We start from the raw sequence: 17,554 nt of genomic DNA, 5'->3' as shown, positions 1-17,554 counted from the left end.
CCGGCCCGAATCTGGCCTGGCCAAGGCTAACAGGGAAGCCCAAGCTTTCCATCAGTGTCCACAACGAGCCCATCAACCAGGAGTGATTGAAGGGCTCGGTGGAGCTGCTCTTCATCCTTTGACGCGTGTGCAATCGCGTCCCTCCCGACGGGGCCAGTTGCGTCGCGTAGAACCTTCATGATCGCTCCGCGGACTTGCCGGTCCGTGCCCTCAAACTTCTGAACCCGGCGTGCCACAGCGGAGCGTTCCGATTCCGTCGGCTCCGGGCAGCCCGCCAGGCGCCACGCACATGTACGAACAAGCGGGCACTGTTCGCAGCGCGCTACTCGCGAAGTACACACCAGTGCGCCGAGCTCCATGATTGACGCCGGAAATACGGCAGAGCGCTCCACATCCGTTAGCTGCTCATTGCTCAGATGCCCGAGCCCGACACCGGGAACGTCGAAAAGAGTCCCGGCTTCCGCTGGGACCTCAGGAATCCCAGCCTTTTCCCGAATGCGCTGCACAATAGCGCCCACTGAGGAACCAGCTTGTTCTTCCGACACCGGCATCAGCGCCCGCATGTCATCCAGATCCGCACGCCGCGCCGGACCCTGCAAGTACTTCCCGTGGACAGCGCGCGCCATCACACGCCGGATATTCGTATCCACTACTGGAACCGCCCACCCATAGGCAAAACAGGCCACCGCCCGCGCGGTGTACTCACCAATACCAGGCAAATCGAGCAGCTCATCCACTGTGGTGGGTACCGCACCAGAATGCTTATCGACGATCGTCCGCGCACACTCGTGCAGACGGAGCGCCCGGCGAGGGTAGCCCAGACGACCCCATGCACGAAGAACCTCATCACGTCCGGCGCGGGCGAAATCGGCTGGAGTGGGCCAACGGTCCATCCATTCGCGCCACGCAGGTTCGACGCGGGAGACCGGCGTTTGTTGGCTCATGACCTCGCTGAGGAGAACTCCCCACGCGGAGCACCCGGGCTCACGCCAGGGGAGATGGCGTCCCGCCAGGATAAACCAGTCGTTGAGTTCTTCGACAAGAAAAGGTTCTGAATGGCCAGTAGACATTGCGACTGATTGTAGTGCTGTGGCCAGTCAGTTGCTGCGGGCGGCCACGGGGCTGAGTACGGTTATGAGGCGACGCCCCTGATCGCATTGCCCGGTGGTGACCCGCGTGTCTGTGTGCCCCTGATGACGCGCGCCGGTGATGAGCAGAGGTGCAGAGGTAGAGCCACCCATGACGAGCAGTGGCACCCTGCCAACCAGTATGTGGACTTTTCTTCCGGAGGATTTTCATGACGACATCAGCACCCGGCTCCGACCCGCAGCCCACCCCTAGCACGAACGCGTACCGTAGTACGAACGCGGGCCCTAATAAGAACGCGAACACCGGTACGTCTGCGGACGACCGCACCCCGCAGGCTGTGCTGCAGCAGTTGCTGGACGGCAACGACCGCTTCGTGCAGGGGAAGGCGCTGCGCCCGCACCAGGACCGCGACCGGCTGTCCAGCCTGACCCAAGGGCAGGCCCCGAAAGCCGTGGTCTTGGCGTGCTCGGACTCCCGCGTCCCCGTCGAATTGCTCTTTGACCAGGGGTTTGGCGATGTCTTCGTAATCCGTACGGCCGGCGAGATCGTGGACATGTCCGTGCTGGCCTCACTCGAGTTCGCGGTGGAGGGTCTTGGTGTCTCACTGGTCGTGGTCCTCGGGCACGAGAGTTGCGGCGCCGTCAAAGCCGCCTCGGAGGCCATGTCTCAGGGCGCCGTCCCGGAATCCTTCCAGCGCGTGCTCGTGGAGAAGGTCGCGCCATCGGTCATGGTTGCGCGCTCTGAGGGGCACACCACCACCGATGACTACGAAAAGCAGCATGTGCGGTCCATTGTTGATCACGTGGTCGGTCGTAGTCCGGAAATCACAGCAAAGCTTGCCGACTGCACCGTCGGCGTTGTCGGTCTCCGGTATTTACTGGAAAACGGCCAGGTAGAGGCGGTGACCGCGCGCGGCGTGGCGATGCCGTAAACCATAGCGAGTTGGCCGCACATAACCACTCCGCGTCGGACTACCAGACCCCGCATGAGGTGACACGCCGTCCGCTTTCCGGCGGGGCAGCGCGAGTTCCCGTTAATCTAGTCACGTGAGCGCTCAAGGTAACTACAACGGTCTTCCACATCCACCCGAGATCTATCGCCGGCGGAGAATCGCCGCCGTCGTCATCGTGGTTGTTGTCATCGCGTTGTTGTGGTGGGTCATTTCGGCCTTGAGCGGCGGCGGGGACTCGTCGTCAACTGCGACGGAATCCAGCGTCACGACCACCACCACAAAGTCGACGAAACCCACGACGTCGTCGCGCTCGTCGGAAAGCGCACGTCCGTCGTCGGAATCTGAGAATCCTGATGAGTCTGAGTCGGAAGAACCCGACGAGTCAGCAGAGCCGTCGGTCGCACCCGACGCGAAAGAGACGTGCGATGTCAATGACCTGCAAGTTGAGGCGCGCACGGATGCGGATTCTTACGAGCCGGGGCAGATGCCGCGCTTATACTTGATCGCGCACAATCCCAACAAGGGATCGTGCCATGTGGACCTGGCTAAGGCTCCGATGAAGTTTGAGGTTTACAACCTCGAGACGAATGAGCGCGTCTGGTCCGATGTGGACTGCAACAATCCGGCAGCAACGGGCGCGTTGGATATCGGTGCTGGTCAGACGAAGAATTACATGCTGAGCTGGTCCCGGACTACGTCCGCGCCGGGCGAGTGCTCGGACCGCGTCGCCGTGCCCAGCGGCTCGTACTACCTGCATACCTTGATTGGTGACCAGCACTCAGAGCCGACGACGTTTAACCTGACGTAGCAGCAGCGTGGCGGCGTGTCGCCGCCCGCCCGTGACAGCGACAGAGCGACACAAGAAAGCCCCGGAGCAGTTCAACTATGAACTAGCCTCCGGGGCTTCGGTCTGCCTGGCTGCGCTTTAGCTCTCAGTCAGCTATCGGTTGCTGAACGATTAGTTGCTGTACGCGTCCTTCAAAACGCCTTCCTCGTCACGGTAGGTCTGGCCAGCTTCCGGAACAGACGCAGCGACCGGCGCCTTCATGGAAACCTCACCGTTATCCAGGGTGAAGGTGACGTTGACGGCGGTCCCTGGCGTGGGAGTCCCGTCGAAACTGGTGTGAACGTAGCTGACGCAGTTGATGCGCGATTCGCCATTGGGATCAGCCTTGGCGCTCTTCGACGCAGAGCTGTTGGTGTGCACATCGTTGGCGCCCATGGCCTCGATGGCCTTTTCGTTATTGCCGACGATCTGGCACTGCGGCTTCAGATCCTTGTTGCCATCAACCTTAACCTCTTGGCCATCGACGCTAATACGCTGCAGTTGGCGCTCAGTGTTGGTGGGGTCGATGTTAGAAAGAGCGAAGGCGACGGCTCCGCCGTGGTCGTCGGTCTTGGGCTGGACGGTCACATCGCGCAGCGTGATGTTGTTGTCCTCAGCATTGGCTGCTCCCCCGTCGACGGCGGGGACTTGGTTGGCGGTTTGGGAAATTTGGCCCGCGCCGCATGCACTGAGGGCCAGTGCGGAACCGGCAGCGACAATGGCGATGCCGGAACGTAGGGAAGCCGACTTCAACGACATTTTGTCCTCCATAGGAAGCTGTGGGGCAGCCACGTATTCGTCTTATTTTGCGTCAGGGTTTTCTGTTCAGCGCACAGAATTTAATTATTACATTAACGCGACGTATCTGTTTCCACATAGTCTTGTGACGTTCGTCGTGGCTAATCAGGGGGTAGTGCTATGATAGACGCGCTGAAACGTCAATTTTTCACACCGCTTTACCTGTCCGCACGCGGTGGGCGTGCGCGGCGGATCTGAAGGGACTCATGGAATTCAACATTGGGGATACCGTCGTTTACCCGCATCATGGTGCTGCCGTCATTGAAAAGAAAGAGCAGCGCCAGATTAAAGGTGAGACTGTCAATTATTTGGTCCTGAAGGTTCACCAGGGAGACTTAACGGTCCGTGTTCCGGAAAAGAACGCGGAGTCTGTCGGTGTTCGCGATGTTGTCGGGGAAGAGGGGCTCCTCAAGGTTTTCAGCGTTCTCCGCGAAACCGATGTTGAAGAGGCCGGCAACTGGTCCCGTCGGTACAAGGCCAACCAGGAGCGTTTGGCGTCGGGCGATGTGAACAAGGTTGCAGAGGTTGTTCGTGACCTGTGGCGTCGTGACCAAGACCGCGGCCTTTCCGCTGGTGAGAAGCGCATGTTGGCGAAGGCCCGCCAGGTGTTGGTGGGTGAGCTCGCCCTTGCCGACGGCACCGACGACGCCAAGGCCGACGCGATGTACCAGGAGGCCCAAGAGGCTATTGCCCGGCACCGCGCCAAGCTGTTGGGGGAGGACGAGGACTCGACGAAGAAGCCGGGCCCCTCGGACGATTCCGACATTATTGACTTGGACGAGGACGTCGAGGATTAGTTTTTCGCTAGGTCACGCTCCGAACCGATAAGCTGGGGGCGTGACTTTACGTATTTTCGATTCCGCGTCCCGTCAGTTACGTGATTTTGTTCCCCTCCGCGAGGGGCATGCGTCGGTGTATTTGTGTGGTGCGACAGTGCAGTCGGCGCCGCATATTGGCCACCTGCGTTCGGGCGTGGCTTTCGATATTTTGCGTAATTGGCTGACCTACATGGGCCTTGACGTGGCGTTTATCCGGAACGTCACTGATATCGATGACAAAATTTTGAACAAGGCCGCGGAGCACAATCGTCCCTGGTGGGAGTGGGCGGCGACGTATGAGCGCGAGTTCCAGTGGGCCTACGATCAGTTGGGCGTGACGCCGCCGTCGTTGGAGCCTCATGCGACGGGGCATGTTCCTGAAATGATCGAGTACATGCAGCGGATTATCGACGCTGGCCATGGCTACGCCGTGGACGGAAACGTGTACTTGAGTCCGATGTCGTTGCCTGATTATGGTTCCCTGTCTGGCCAGAAGCTCGACGAGATGGATCAGGGCGAATCCGCAGGAACGGGTAAGCGCGATCCGCGTGACTTCACGTTGTGGAAGGCTGCGAAGCCGGGGGAGCCGAGTTGGGATACTCCGTGGGGCCGTGGCCGTCCGGGGTGGCACTTGGAGTGCACGACGATGGCGACGAAATATTTGGGCGCGGAGTTTGATATCCACGCCGGTGGCCTGGATTTGAAGTTCCCGCACCATGAGAATGAGATCGCTCAGGCGCATGCGGCGGGTGATGGATTCGCCCGCTATTGGATGCATAACGGCTGGGTGACCATGGCTGGCGAGAAGATGTCGAAGTCCTTGGGCAATGTGTTGTCCGTGCCTAACCTTCTTCAGATCGTCCGGCCCGTTGAGCTGCGTTATTACTTAGGGTCAGTGCATTATCGCTCCATGTTGGAGTTCTCCGAGGACGCTCTGCGTGAGGCAGCCGCGGGGTATCGGCGACTGGAGAAGTTTGTTCACGCGGCGTCGAGTGTGGCGGCGAAAAATGATCGCACTTTGGGCCGGTCCGAGGTTACGGACGCGTTTACCGACGCGATGAATGATGACATTGGCGTTCCGGCCGCGTTGGCTGAGGCACACAATGTTGTTCGTTCGGCTAATTCGCGTCTGGATGCGGCTCGTCGGGACGATAGTGATGCCGTTGAGAGCGTGGTATCTGCAGGTGAACAGGTTCGCGCGATGCTTGGCGTGCTGGGCGTCGATCCGCTGGACGAGAAGTGGCAGGAGATTGCCGCGGAGTCTGGTGCGGAACACGACGCGTTGGATACGTTGGTGCGCGCGGAGTTGGATATCCGTGCGAAAGCTCGCGCTGAGAAAGACTGGGCGACGGCCGATGCGGTCCGTGATCGGTTGGCAGCTGCGGGCATCGTTGTGACTGACACGCCCTCTGGGGCCGAGTGGGAGTTGTGGGAGCAGTAGGATCGTCGGGCGCTGAATAGATCGGGCCCCGAACACGACGGGCCTGGGACTACGTAGGCAGCTGGGACAGAAGGAGGATTAATGGCAGGTCATTCGCGGAACCATGGCGCTATTCGTAAATCGAATAAGAAGGGTGCAACGAAGGGTTCTGGTGGTCAGCGACGCCGAGGTTTGCGCGGCAAGGGGCCGACGCCGAAGGCTGAAGACCGTGTGTACCACAAGGCGCACAAACGGAAGGTCGAGCAGCAGCGGAAGGCATCTGGGCGTCACGATCGGCGAAATTTGCATGGTTCGGAGCTTGTTGTTGGCCGCAACCCGGTTGTGGAGTGCCTGCGGGCGAAGGTCCCGGCGACGGCTCTATACGTTGCGGAGGGTACCGATAATGATGACCGCCTGACCGAGGCGGTGCGCGTTGCCGGTGACCGTGCAATCACTGTCCTGGAGGTTCCGCGTATTGAGCTGGACCGGATGACTGGCAACGGGATGCATCAGGGCCTCGGGCTGCTGGTTCCGGAATACCAGTATGTCGACGTTCAGGATTTGATTGATCGTGCCCACGCGTCATCGTCGCCGGGATTGATCGTGTGCCTGGATAACATCACGGATCCGAGAAACTTGGGTGCCGTGATCCGTTCGGTGGCCGCGTTTGGTGGTCACGGTGTGGTCATTCCGGAGCGCCGGAGTGCGTCGGTGACGGCGGTGGCGTGGCGGACCTCGGCGGGTACGGCTGCTCGCCTGCCCGTCGCGAAGGCGACGAATATGACTCGCGCGCTCAAGCAGTTCCAAAAAGAGGGTTATCAGGTCGTCGGTTTGGATGCCGGCGGGGACCATACTTTGGATACCTACGACGGGACGACGCCGGTGGTGGTGGTCGTCGGGTCCGAGGGCAAGGGCCTGTCCCGTTTGGTGTCCGAGACGTGTGACACGGTGATGTCGATCCCGATGGCGGACAATGTTGAGTCGCTCAACGCGTCCGTGGCCGCCGGTGTGGTGCTCAGCGAGTTTGCGCGGCAGCGTCGTGCGGTGAAGTCGCGGGGCTGACGTTATCGGGGCTGACATCCTGCGAACTGACGTCGTGATGTGAAGACCCGGGCGTGGTTTCGCGCGACGTAGCCTCCGATCCGACGATGACGCGCTGTGTCCGCCACCCAATCAGTCGGCACACTAGGTAGATCGCGAACGAAATCGTCGTGACGAATACGCTGACGGGGAGTCCGGGCGCCAATGAGAGAACAAGCCCGCCTACCGCAGACACCTCGGCGAAAATCGTCGATAAGAGGACTGCTTTTCGTGGCGACGCTGTGACGTGAACAGCTGCCGCGCCGGGGGTGATGAGGAGGGACACGACGAGGAGCGCGCCGACGATCTGCACTCCTTGGGCCGCGACGAGTCCGACGAGGGCGGCGAACACGATGCTGATCGTGCGTAGGGGGATGCCGCTCGCTGCGGCGACGTCGGGGTCAACGGACGCGAAGAGCAGTGGGCGCCACAGTAAACCGAGTGTCGCGATGACGATGATGGTGATGGCGATGAGCATCCCCACAGCCGCGCCGGACACGCCCACGATTTGGCCGGTGAGCAGGGAGAACGCGTTGCTCGCCTTGCCGGGGTAGATGTAGATGAAGAGAACAGAGAGCCCCATCCCGAAGGAGAGGATCACGCCGACAGTGCTGTCGGTATCGCGCATTCCGAGCACCGCGAGGGCGATGGCCGCGACGATGGATCCGACGACGGCGCCGGCACCGACGTTAATCCCGGCGAGGAGCGCAGCCGACGCCCCCATGAGCGCAAGTTCCGATGTGCCGTGCACGGTGAATGACATGCGCCGCATCACGATCAGCGGTGCGATGAGCCCCGAGATAATTCCGAGGAGTGCGGCAGCCAGCAGCGCGTGGTGGACGAAGGGGTAGTGCAGGAGTTCGGTGGTGTCACTCCACCAGGTGTCCCAGGTGATCGTGGTATTTGGCATGAACTGGTGCGCTCTCCTAAACGATGACGAGTCTGCTGTTGACGTGGACCACATCGACGTGGGTGCCGTACAGCTCGCTGAGGACGTCGGTCGTGATGACGTCGTCAATCGTGCCGATAGTGTGGCCATTCGGCGCTAGATACAGCACTCGGTCGGTGACGTCGATAACGGGATTGATCGTATGCGTGACGAAAACGACGGCCGTGTTGTGGTCGCGTCGTTGTGCGTCGATGGTCCGGATCGCTTGCTTTTGTGCAGCGTAATCCAGGCTGAGCAGGGGTTCGTCGCACAGGAGGATATCGGGGTGTGTCGCGATCGCGCTGGCTTGACGGATCAGCTGCTGTTGGCCGCCAGAGAGGTGGCCGATGCGTCTATTTGCCAGGTGCGCTGCGTCGACAGTGTTGAGTGCCTCGTCTATTTGCGCTGCTGGGAGTCGTCGACGGCGAAAGATACCGTGCCCACCGGATAGACCGACGATGTCCCGCGCGCGCAGCGGCAGCGTCGGGCTGAACATGCGCTGCTGCGGGATAAAACCGGTGGTCCCGTTGACATGGACTTGCCCTGAGGTCAGTTTTCGCGTCCCGGTGAGGGCACCGAGGAGTGTGGATTTTCCTACGCCGTTGGGCCCGAGGACGGTGAGCCATTCGCCGGGGTTCAGTGCAAGGGAGAGGTCGGTCCAGAGTGGCTCGATACTCGCTTTGCTGAGTTCGATGACGGGACCGGAGGCGCGGTCGGTAGGCCCGGTGGGGCGGTCATTAGCCCCGGTGGGACGGTGGGGGGTGCGCGGATTATTCACGCGTGGTCTTACTCCTTGCTGGCATCGTGGAGCCGTTGGACGGCCTCAGAGAAAAAGTCCAGGTAGTGGGTGCCTTTTTCCGGTGTTTCGTAAATATCCACAACCGGGATTTCCGCCTTCTTGGCAGCGGAGACGAGGTCCTTGGAGACACTGTCTTCGGTTTGCGGATTGTTAACCAGAATATCGACTTTTTTATCGTTGATGAGTGACGTGAATTCGGCAACATCAGCCGCGGACGGATCCGATTCCTTCAACGACGCACTGAGGTAGCCGTGGGGAGTCACATCCTCCATGGGAGATTCCTTCAGCAGGTACCCGGACACGGACTCGGTGCTCGCCACCTTCTTGGCTGGCAGCGCCTTGATCTTCTCATCAATAGCGTGGATTTTGTCGCTGAAGTCCTTGGTCGACGCTTTGATATCGCCGTCCTTGTCATTCAGCGTGTCCGCAATCTTTGTTGCAAAGCTATTGACAGTGGCGACGTCGTACCACACGTGAGGGTTGGTGGGCAGGTCGGAGTCGCTATCCGCGTGATCGTGTGCGTCGTGGTCGTGCGCGTCTTCGCTCTCGAGATCATGCGCCTCGCCGTCATGACCATGTGCATCGTGGTCGTGCCCATCATGCTCGTCCCCGTCGTGATCATGCTCCTCCTGGGGAAGAGCAGTGATGACGGTCGCGTCGGAACTGGCGTGCTCTGTCAGCCAGGTGTCGTACCCGGCCCCATTCCCGACGACGACGTCGGCGTCCTTAATCTTCGCCATATCCTTGGCGGAAGGGTTGTAATCGTGGGGGTCGACGGAGTCGCCTTCGATCAGGCCCGTGATCTTGACGTGGTCGTTATCCCCTGCGATGTCGTGGACGACGTCGGCCCACAGCGCAGTTGATGCAACGACATCCACGGTGTCCGACGAGCCAGACGTCGTGGAGGAGTCGTCTGAGCAGGCCGTGAGCCCGCCCATTCCGGTAAGAAGCCCAGTGGCGAAAATGAATGCTAATGCTGACCGTCGCCTATTTTTTATCGCTCGCATGTCCCCCAATGAACCACTAATGAAATATGATGTCAATTGGTTTTCTTAAGCTCCGTCCGCCCCCGACAATGCGGCTTATTGACAACCAAAAGAGTTCGGGCGCATCTCAGGGGAGAAAACAGGACCCAAGGCCCGGAATGCGCGAAAGTTCCGTCCTGGTAGTGCCAAAGGTCTAAGATTGCTACACATGAGTCCGCGGCGATCCCCGAAAAATAGTCATAAGGCTACGTTGGCGTCACTCGCGGAGGCCGTCGGGGTGTCGCGCACAACGGTGTCCAACGCCTACAACAAACCCGACCATTTGTCGCCCGAGACCCGCGCCCGCATCTTCGCTACCGCCGACAAGCTGGGATATTCCGGCCCGGACCCCGCCGCCCGCTCCCTGCGGACGCGCCGGGCAGACGCGATCGGCGTCCTTTTTACCGACGAACTCACCTACGCCTTCGAGGACCGCTCGTCGGTCGATTTCTTGGCGGGCCTGGCGGAGTCCTGCCAGGTTCTGGACTCGTCCCTGGTACTCATTCCTGCTGCTCCCGGCCGTGCTGCCTCGGGAATTAACCGCGTGGCGCAAGCCGCCGTCGACGGCTTCGTGGTGTACTCGGTTGCCTCGGACGATCCCACGTTGGAGGTCGTGGCCTCGCGCGGCCTCCCGACTGTCGTGTGTGATCAGCCGTATTCCACACCGAAGCTGAAGGATTACGCTTTCGTCGGCATTGATGACCACGCTGCCATTCAGCCCGGGGCTCAACAGCTTATCGACGCTGGTCACCGGAAAATTGGTGTGTTGTGCATTCGTCTTGACCGTGAGGCCAACGCGGGCGAGGTGTCGCCGCAGCGTCTGCGCACTGCCCACATGCATGTGCAGAAACACCGCGTCGAGGGCATCGTTGATGTGATTCGCGGCGCCCACCCGGATTCTGCGGAGGACATTCCGATCGTAGAGTGCTATATCAACGATGCCGACGGCACCCGCGAGGCTGCCCGCGCGTTATTGGATGCGCACCCGGACTTGACCGCTGTCGCATGTACAACGGATTCCTTAGCGCTGGCTGTGATGCAGTGCGCTGCTGATCGCGGGTTGTCCGTGCCGGGCGATCTGTCTGTCACCGGGTTCGACGGTATCGACCTCGCCGTGCAGCAGCAGATCACCACGGTGTCGCAGCCGAATAAGGACAAAGGTCGTACCGCCGGCCATGTTCTTCAGGACCTTATTTCCGACGCCACAAGAGGGAGGGTAAGTGCCGGCGCGTCTTCGTCCAGGAACGCGACGACATCCACGGGCGCTGGTCGTACCCGAGGTCAGGTATCGGCACCCCATGGTTCACACACGTTGTTGGAGACGACGTTGATCATGGGGCGCACTGTCGGCCCGCCGCGGTAACGTAGCAGCGACTTTGCGCAACACCGCCACCGCAGCGTCGCGCTCTGACGTCGCCGACGCTATAACACTCTGTTCTCAGTGAGGTACTCGCGCCGCATGGTGGCCAAGCGCTGGTATACGTCGGCAATAGCGTCGGTATCCGGAACACGCAACACAGCCGCGGTGTGAGAGTCACCGACCTTGATGGACACATCATCGCCATGAAGGACGCGGAACGCGTTCTCGTCGGTCGTGTCATCGCCGGCATACACGATGGCGTCAACGTTGTACCGGTCGCGGGCGCTTTCCAGCCATTTACCCTTATCGACCTCCATGATCTGCGCTTCCAGAATGTGCTTGCCGTACATGTAGGACCCCGTCGTCCCATTCAGCAGCGAATCCAGGATGTTAGCGAACTTCTGCTGCAGTTGGCGTTCCAGCTCGTCATTATTCATCGCCACACCATGCAGGCCGACACCCAGCGGTTTTTCCTCCACAAACATGCCCGAGTGCGGAGCGCTATCGGCGACGGCGTGTGCCTCACGGATCATGCGCTCAAGGAGCTTCTTTTGCTCCTCATTGGGTTCGACGCCACTGCCGTCATTCGCCTCAGCGCCGTGGGACCCCGCCAGAATTATTCCGGAGATGTCGCGAACATCGTCGGGGCCGTCGTCGGCAATGTATTGTCCCTGAGGTCCGGTCCGTCGTGCGAGGCGTTCGAGTTTCGAAATATCCCGCCCGGAGACGAGTGCGCCGAAAGTGTGCGGCATGTGGGCGAGGTCGATGACGGCATTCATGGCGGTGGGATTAGCGGTGACGGCCATGGCGTCTTTGTTGAGCGGTGCTAAGCAGCCGTCGAAGTCGCTGGCCAGCATCAGTGTGGGGCAGTGGGCAGCGGTGCGAAGGGCCCGGTTAATGTCATCGGACGGGGTAAACACTCGTTCTCCTAAAAGTCGTAGCTGACGTCGAATTTTCCGCCAGGAGTGTCGGACACAGTTTGGCAGACTAAGGTCATGTCGTCGGCGATGTCGTACTCATCCAGCACATTGTTGTGCACCATGTGTGTTGTGGCATTGTCATGGGGTTCGACGACGCACTGGCAGGCGCCACATTCGCCCTCGGTGCAGCCGTAGGGTGCGTCCAAGCCCGCGTCCAACATGGCGTAGAGGAGTCGTTTCCCCGCGGGCCATTCGATATCTTCCTCCGTGTCCTCCATGAAGACGTGCGCGGTGGAGGGCTTTGCGTCGGAAGGGGTGGCGGCGGAGTCGTCAGCGGGGTCGTCGCCCGCGGAGTTGTCGTCGGGAATGCTGTTAGTCATTGTCGCTCTCTAAGCAGTCGAGGAATGCCGATGCCCAGGCGTGGACGTCGTGTTCGGTCACTTCGTTGAACATGGACATCATGCGGTCACGCAGGTCCTCTTTCTTCGCCACCGCTGCGGAGTGAACCTGCCGCTTGATCGAATCAATGTCATGCGGGTTGCACAGGAACGCTCCATCAAGCTCAGCCGCGGCACCCGTAAACTCGCTGAGCACCAGCGACCCCGTGCCATCCGGGTGGCACGCCACATACTCTTTGGCGACGAGGTTCATGCCGTCCTTCAGGCTCGTGACCAGCATAATGTCTGCGGCCTTGTAGTAGGAGACGAGATCCGGGAACGGAATAGACCGGTGCATATAGGTGACCGCGGAGTGCCCAATGCTGCTGAAGTGGCCATTAATCCGCCCGACGGCTTCTTCCACTTGCCGACGCGCCACCTTGTAGTGCTCAATGCGCTCGCGCGACGGCGTCGCCACCTGCACGAACGTGGTGGTCTCGGGATTGAGCGCACCGGTTTCCAGGAGTTCCTCGTACGCTTCGAGGCGCTGGAGGATTCCCTTGGTGTAGTCCAGCCTGTCGACGCCGAGGATCAGGGTTTCAGGATTGCCCAGCTCAGAGCGGACCTTCTCTGCGTCAGCGTCCTTCGCGGCGGCGGTCACCGACTTGGTGTCGATGGAGATCGGGAATACACCGACGCCGACGGGGCGACCGTCGGATGCAGTGATTGTGGCGGTGATCTCCCTCATACTGGCTTTGCCGCGGACGGGCAGGCTATCCGGCTGGCCCGTACTGGGGGTTGCGAACCCGCCGACGTCGCGGGAGAGCTCGAGGAAGTTGGTTGCGTTGTGGATGGAGTGGAAGCCGATCACGTCTGCGCCCAACAGGCCGCGGACCAGCTCTTCACGCCACGGCAGCTGGCGGAACAGCTCCGCCGGCGGGAACGGAATGTGCAGGAAGAACCCGATTTTCAGGTCGGGGCGCATTTGCCGCAAAATGCCGGGCAGCAGTTGCAGCTGGTAGTCCTGCACCCACACTGTTGCACCTTCGGCTGCGCGCCGGGCCACCTCCATCGCGAAGCGCGTGTTGACGTCGCGGTAGGTCACCCACCAGTCGCGGTTGAAGATCGGCGTCACGATAAGGTCGTGGTAGAGGGGCCACAATGTGGCGTTGGAGAACCCTTCGTAGTATTCGCTGTAATCCCTCTTGGTCAGGCCCATCGGGATCAGTGTGATGCCTTCGTCAGTCGTGAACGGGTCGGCGACGGGGGTTGCCGTGGGCCCTTCGGATGTCGCGCCGGGCCAGCCGATCCATGCGCCTTCGTGTTCCTTGAGTACCGGTTTGAGTGCGGTGACCAGGCCGCCGGGGCTCGGTTCGAAGTGTTTGGTGCCGTCAGGGTCGATCTCAATGTCGACAGGTAAACGGTTGGCTACGACGATGAACGAGTACGTGTCTTTGACGGCGTCGTCGGCGTGCGTGTCGGTGCTGGCGGCTTTGGCCGGTGTGGTGTTGTCAGATGAGGACATGGTTTTGGTACCTCGTTTAGGTTGATGGGTGCTCCGGATAGTTCCGTCTTCCAGGGTAGTGCCGAGGAAGGTGGCGTAGCGACTGTGGCCGTAAGCTCTTCTGAAGAGTGCACAAGAGGTGTGTAAAAAGCGACCGCCTCCGCGCGCGTGGCGTGGTGGGTGGTCGCTGGTTGTCGTGCCGTCGAGCCCGGACCTACTCGGTACTCTGCTAATTGCCCTAACTAATTATGAGGATTTCTTAGTCGTCGATTTCTTGGCTGTTGACTTTTTTGCAGTGGATTTCCGCGTACTCTTCTTAGCTGCGGATCCGGTCGACTTCTTCGTGGATTTCTTGGTGCTCTTCTTGGTTAACTTCTTCGTGCTCTTCTTCGCTGACGATTTAGTCGATTTCTTGCTGGTCTTCTTCGTGCCCTTGCCTGTGGATTTCTTACCGGTCGATTTCTTGCTGGACTTCTTGGCTGCTTTCTTTTCCGGTTTCTTGCCGGGGATTTCGGGTTCGCCGAGTTCTTTGGCGACCCGACGGTAGATCAGCCCTTTGGGTTCAACGCCCAGCATGCTGGTCAGCGTGGTGTAGTCAAAGAAGTCCTCTGCATATGTAGCGACGATGCGTTGGGCCGCGATAGCTGTTTCTTCTTCGACGGCGTGCAGCGATTCTGCGTTGGTTGCCCGTTTATCAGTGACCTTGGGGGGCACAAATCCTCCTGGAAAATCCTCCTGGGATGGATGGTGAACAGAATAATGGTAGCTCACACGTTGGGATTCGTGGTAGCCGCCACCGTGGGTTTTATCCGGTTTTTATCGACGACGCCACTGCGAACGTGCTTTCGTGTTTCGGTAGGAGCGATTGCGCCAGCGCGCTCGGATAGATCCCGCGTTGGGTGTCCGTGGACTCCCATGGCCGTTGGTGCGTGGACCATGAGTTCGAGGGCCGTTGGTGCGCGCCTTCACCGCGAGTGGCCGTCGGACGATGTTGCGAACTCCGCGGTAGGCAGTGGCGATGCGGGGGCGCCGTAACCTACGCGCAATCCATTCACCGAGAACAACGCCCGCCGCCAGGCTTGTGGCGATGGCAAAGGCAGTGGCCATCGAGGAGAACCCGATGGATGGTCGGTCGTTGAGGAGGGAGTACATGCCGCGGTACAGAGCAAAACCGGGCAGGAGCGGGGTAATGCCGGAGACTGCGGTAATCAGCGGTGGGATCATGAATCGGCGGGAGAGGAGGCCACCGAATAGTCCGATGAGCGTGGCCGCCATGCCAGAAGCTGCGATGGTTCCGAAGCCTATGGGGATAAGGATCATGTAGTAAATCGCAGCACCGATGAGGGTAGTTACCGTCGTGATGACGGTGGATCGCAGGCGCGCGAAGCACGCTACCGCGAAGAATGCGCCCGCAAGTGCCCCGGACACTGTAATGACGACATTTTGAACGACGTTGGTGGACGCAGAGCCTTCAAATTCGGGAAGAGGAATGCCCAAACGGGAGGCTATGTTGAGCCCGAAGGCAACACCGGCGATAATCGCACCGGTGGAGAGTGCGGCCTCGAAGAATCGTGCGGACGCTGTAACGGGTGCGCCAGTGATGCCATCTTGGAGAGCTTGGACCAGGGTGAGCCCGGCCAGCATGGCGACGATACCGGCACCGATACAGACTGACGGGTTGACTTCTATTCCATAGTGTTGGCCGACGTGGTAGGCCAAGGCGGCGGGGACGGGGGCCACAAGCCCGCCGAAGACGTTTTGGAAGAACAAGGGAAGACCGTGGCCGGCCAACACTGCAGACCCCCACATGATAATGATGGCGGAGAGGCAAGAGATGATGGCCTCGGCAAGGTGTCCACCGATCATGAATGCTACTGATCCGGTGAAAAACCCCCACATGATCAGGATAAAAACGGAATTGTAAGTGGGGGGTGCTGTGACGATCGCGTGAAGCTCGTCGGCTGCTTCGGCCCGTGTGTACCGACCGGTGAGAATGCGTCGGACGAGGACGTCGATTTCCTCTAACCGCGCGAAGTCCATGCTGAGTTTACTAACGACGCGAAACGCTGAGAGTGCACCCTGTGTTGGCCCCATGGTGGTGTGCAGCATGAGGGTGTTAAGAGTGATGTCCACGTGGACGTCGTGAATGCCGTATGTTTCGGTGATCGCGTGCATGTGGGCTTTGACGTCCCCGTTGCTCATGCCGCTGGCCAGGAGGACGTCGCCAATACGGGCGGCGAGGTCGAGAACCGCGTTGATTTCGTCGACATTGGTGAAGTCGATGGGTTTCAGTGGCGACGGTGCTGGAGCGGCTTTGACGGCGTCGATGGTGGCGACAGGATTGGACCCGCCGGCGGTGGAGCCGGGGGCGCGGGAGCCAGCGATGCGGCGGAACGCCTGGCTGAATCCTGAGACAAAATCCATGGGGAGATCGTTGCCTTCGCTGGTCGGGATTGGTGAAATGAGGAGTCTTTGTGGTGACAGGCTACGACAGAACTTACCGTGTAGGCGAGTGGGGTAGTGGCCGGTTTTGTTTTCACTGGTGGGGTGGTGTTTGTTTCGTTGTGGACACAGTTATGTGTATTATGACGGAGCTGGTTAACGGAACCTGTCCGCGCGGTTGCGCATGGCGTAGGCAGGTTGTCCAGTGTGCTGGAGTGGCGCAATCGGTAGCGCAACGGTCTTGTAAACCGTAGGTTGTGGGTTCAAGTCCCATCTCCAGCTCAAAACGGCAGGTTGGGGGTTGAGGGGCTGTACGTCTCAGGGTCGGAGCCTATGGCGAATGCTGTGCGAAGCCGAGGATGGTAGTTATCGCCTCTCTCGGTGAGTTGTGCTGAGACCGTTCACTTCACCATTAATAACCAAATAGCAATGTGGCGCAACGCAGCCGCGACGATGGTGCACGCATGGAACACTTCGTGGAAGCCGAACCAGCGATCAGACGGGTTGGGGCTTTGAGCCCCGTACACTATGGCACCAAGTGAATAGATAACGCCTCCGACGATAATTAAAACTAAAGCGGCAACAGGGATAAGTGACACGAGCGCGGCGGCTTTCACTACCACCAGCCAGCCCAAAACTAGATAAATGACGACATCAAGCCAGCGGGGATGGTCGGGCCACAGAAGGTTAACCGCGACGGCTCCACCTGCAGCGATCCACGCCGTAGGGAGGATCCACAATCCGTCGCTCATCGAGTTGAAGGCGTACACCGCGACGGGTGCATAGGTGCCGGCAATAAAAATGGCGATCATGGAGTGGTCTGCGCGTCTCCATATATCCACAGCGCGCTTCGTATGCCACGGCACCCGGTGATAGAGAGCCGACACCGTAAGCATTCCAAGGAGGCACACGCAGTAAAGGGCTGTTGCAGCGATAAAAGGTGCACTGTCATGGAGCGCAGCAGTGGCAGCCACGAGTGCAGTACAAGTGCCTGCGAAATAGATGGCGGCAATTTCATGCAGGCGACCACGAAAAATGGGCCTGGGCCCGCGATCATACGGAACGGCGGAGTGTGCATGACGTCGTGGCGAGTCCGCTGAAACAGGTTTCATAGCAGAAAGTATATGTACTCTCGCGTGCGAATGCGTCGGGGTATACGCATGCCGGATTGCTCGCCTATTGGAATGCAAACCCAATGAACGCTTCGCGTATTAGT

17 protein-coding genes and 1 tRNA gene are annotated in these 17,554 nt (G+C 60.0%); 7 read left to right on the top strand and 11 right to left on the bottom strand.

Features of this window, described 5'->3' with window-relative positions:
* Positions 1-26: 26 nt before the first annotated feature.
* A complete protein-coding gene (locus ACWORE_RS06230) occupies positions 27-1,070 on the bottom strand; it encodes an A/G-specific adenine glycosylase (RefSeq protein ID WP_455303176.1) in 1,044 nt (347 codons plus the stop codon).
* Positions 1,071-1,297: 227 nt separating this feature from the next.
* Between ACWORE_RS06230 and ACWORE_RS06225 the strand changes: the two genes are divergently transcribed.
* Positions 1,298-2,020, top strand: coding sequence for a carbonic anhydrase (locus ACWORE_RS06225; protein ID WP_406605549.1), 723 nt, complete (start codon positions 1,298-1,300; stop codon positions 2,018-2,020).
* Between the two features lie 115 nt (positions 2,021-2,135).
* Positions 2,136-2,849: a hypothetical protein gene (locus tag ACWORE_RS06220; protein WP_296137228.1), complete on the top strand. Its 714-nt coding sequence runs from the start codon at positions 2,136-2,138 to the stop codon at positions 2,847-2,849.
* 150 nt (positions 2,850-2,999) lie between these two features.
* Here the strand turns inward: ACWORE_RS06220 and ACWORE_RS06215 are convergent, their stop codons facing one another.
* Positions 3,000-3,659: a hypothetical protein gene (locus ACWORE_RS06215; RefSeq protein WP_455303175.1), complete on the bottom strand. Its 660-nt coding sequence runs from the start codon at positions 3,657-3,659 to the stop codon at positions 3,000-3,002.
* A 212-nt stretch (positions 3,660-3,871) separates the two neighbouring features.
* Between ACWORE_RS06215 and ACWORE_RS06210 the strand changes: the two genes are divergently transcribed.
* The 3 genes from ACWORE_RS06210 (at position 3,872) to rlmB (ending at position 6,965) form a co-directional block, all read left to right on the top strand.
* Positions 3,872-4,462 carry a CarD family transcriptional regulator gene (locus tag ACWORE_RS06210; RefSeq protein WP_455303174.1) on the top strand — a complete coding sequence of 197 codons (591 nt, stop codon included), beginning with the start codon at positions 3,872-3,874 and terminating at the stop codon, positions 4,460-4,462.
* A gap of 40 nt (positions 4,463-4,502) precedes the next feature.
* Positions 4,503-5,924, top strand: a complete 1,422-nt coding sequence (gene cysS, locus ACWORE_RS06205) for a cysteine--tRNA ligase (RefSeq protein ID WP_455303173.1) — start codon at positions 4,503-4,505, stop codon at positions 5,922-5,924.
* An 81-nt stretch (positions 5,925-6,005) separates the two neighbouring features.
* The gene (rlmB, locus tag ACWORE_RS06200) at positions 6,006-6,965 is read left to right on the top strand and encodes a 23S rRNA (guanosine(2251)-2'-O)-methyltransferase RlmB (RefSeq protein ID WP_455303172.1); all 960 of its coding nucleotides are present in this window, start codon (positions 6,006-6,008) and stop codon (positions 6,963-6,965) included.
* Here rlmB and ACWORE_RS06195 read toward each other — a convergent pair.
* The 3 genes from ACWORE_RS06195 to ACWORE_RS06185 are packed head-to-tail and all read right to left on the bottom strand — an operon-like array spanning position 6,919 to position 9,717.
* Positions 6,919-7,893 (bottom strand): metal ABC transporter permease, encoded by a 975-nt coding sequence (locus ACWORE_RS06195; protein WP_455303171.1) that lies wholly within the window; start codon positions 7,891-7,893, stop codon positions 6,919-6,921. The genes rlmB and ACWORE_RS06195 overlap by 47 nt on opposite strands.
* A 16-nt stretch (positions 7,894-7,909) precedes the next feature.
* Positions 7,910-8,689 carry a metal ABC transporter ATP-binding protein gene (locus ACWORE_RS06190; protein WP_406605554.1) on the bottom strand — a complete coding sequence of 260 codons (780 nt, stop codon included), beginning with the start codon at positions 8,687-8,689 and terminating at the stop codon, positions 7,910-7,912.
* Between the two features lie 8 nt (positions 8,690-8,697).
* A complete protein-coding gene (locus ACWORE_RS06185; protein WP_448234548.1) occupies positions 8,698-9,717 on the bottom strand; it encodes a metal ABC transporter solute-binding protein, Zn/Mn family in 1,020 nt (339 codons plus the stop codon).
* A 187-nt stretch (positions 9,718-9,904) separates the two neighbouring features.
* On the opposite strand from ACWORE_RS06185, the gene ACWORE_RS06180 reads away from it, so the two are divergent.
* Positions 9,905-11,098, top strand: a complete 1,194-nt coding sequence (locus ACWORE_RS06180; RefSeq protein WP_455303170.1) for a LacI family DNA-binding transcriptional regulator — start codon at positions 9,905-9,907, stop codon at positions 11,096-11,098.
* 59 nt (positions 11,099-11,157) lie between these two features.
* On the opposite strand, the gene ACWORE_RS06175 is transcribed toward ACWORE_RS06180, so the two are convergent.
* From ACWORE_RS06175 to thrE, 5 genes are all read right to left on the bottom strand, one after another.
* Positions 11,158-12,015 carry a trehalose-phosphatase gene (locus ACWORE_RS06175; RefSeq protein ID WP_455303169.1) on the bottom strand — a complete coding sequence of 286 codons (858 nt, stop codon included), beginning with the start codon at positions 12,013-12,015 and terminating at the stop codon, positions 11,158-11,160.
* Positions 12,016-12,023: 8 nt separating this feature from the next.
* Positions 12,024-12,395, bottom strand: coding sequence for a 2Fe-2S iron-sulfur cluster-binding protein (locus tag ACWORE_RS06170; RefSeq protein WP_455303168.1), 372 nt, complete (start codon positions 12,393-12,395; stop codon positions 12,024-12,026).
* On the bottom strand, positions 12,388-13,917 hold the full coding sequence (locus tag ACWORE_RS06165; RefSeq protein WP_455303167.1) for an alpha,alpha-trehalose-phosphate synthase (UDP-forming): 1,530 nt from the start codon (positions 13,915-13,917) through the stop codon (positions 12,388-12,390). Before ACWORE_RS06165 ends, ACWORE_RS06170 begins: the two co-directional genes overlap by 8 nt.
* 225 nt (positions 13,918-14,142) lie before the next feature.
* Complete coding sequence (locus tag ACWORE_RS06160; RefSeq protein WP_455303166.1) at positions 14,143-14,610, bottom strand: histone; 468 nt, start codon at positions 14,608-14,610, stop codon at positions 14,143-14,145.
* Positions 14,611-14,712: 102 nt separating this feature from the next.
* Positions 14,713-16,320 (bottom strand): threonine/serine exporter ThrE, encoded by a 1,608-nt coding sequence (gene thrE, locus ACWORE_RS06155; RefSeq protein ID WP_296137254.1) that lies wholly within the window; start codon positions 16,318-16,320, stop codon positions 14,713-14,715.
* 227 nt (positions 16,321-16,547) lie between these two features.
* On the opposite strand from thrE, the gene ACWORE_RS06150 reads away from it, so the two are divergent.
* Positions 16,548-16,620, top strand: a tRNA-Thr gene (locus ACWORE_RS06150).
* A gap of 119 nt (positions 16,621-16,739) precedes the next feature.
* On the opposite strand, the gene trhA is transcribed toward ACWORE_RS06150, so the two are convergent.
* Positions 16,740-17,450: a PAQR family membrane homeostasis protein TrhA gene (gene trhA, locus ACWORE_RS06145; RefSeq protein ID WP_455303165.1), complete on the bottom strand. Its 711-nt coding sequence runs from the start codon at positions 17,448-17,450 to the stop codon at positions 16,740-16,742.
* Between the last annotated feature and the right edge of the window lie 104 nt (positions 17,451-17,554).

This window comes from Corynebacterium sp. c7Ub_26, assembly GCF_053760365.1.
Note: the sequence above shows the minus strand (reverse complement) of the source record. Positions and strands in the feature narration are given on the sequence as shown.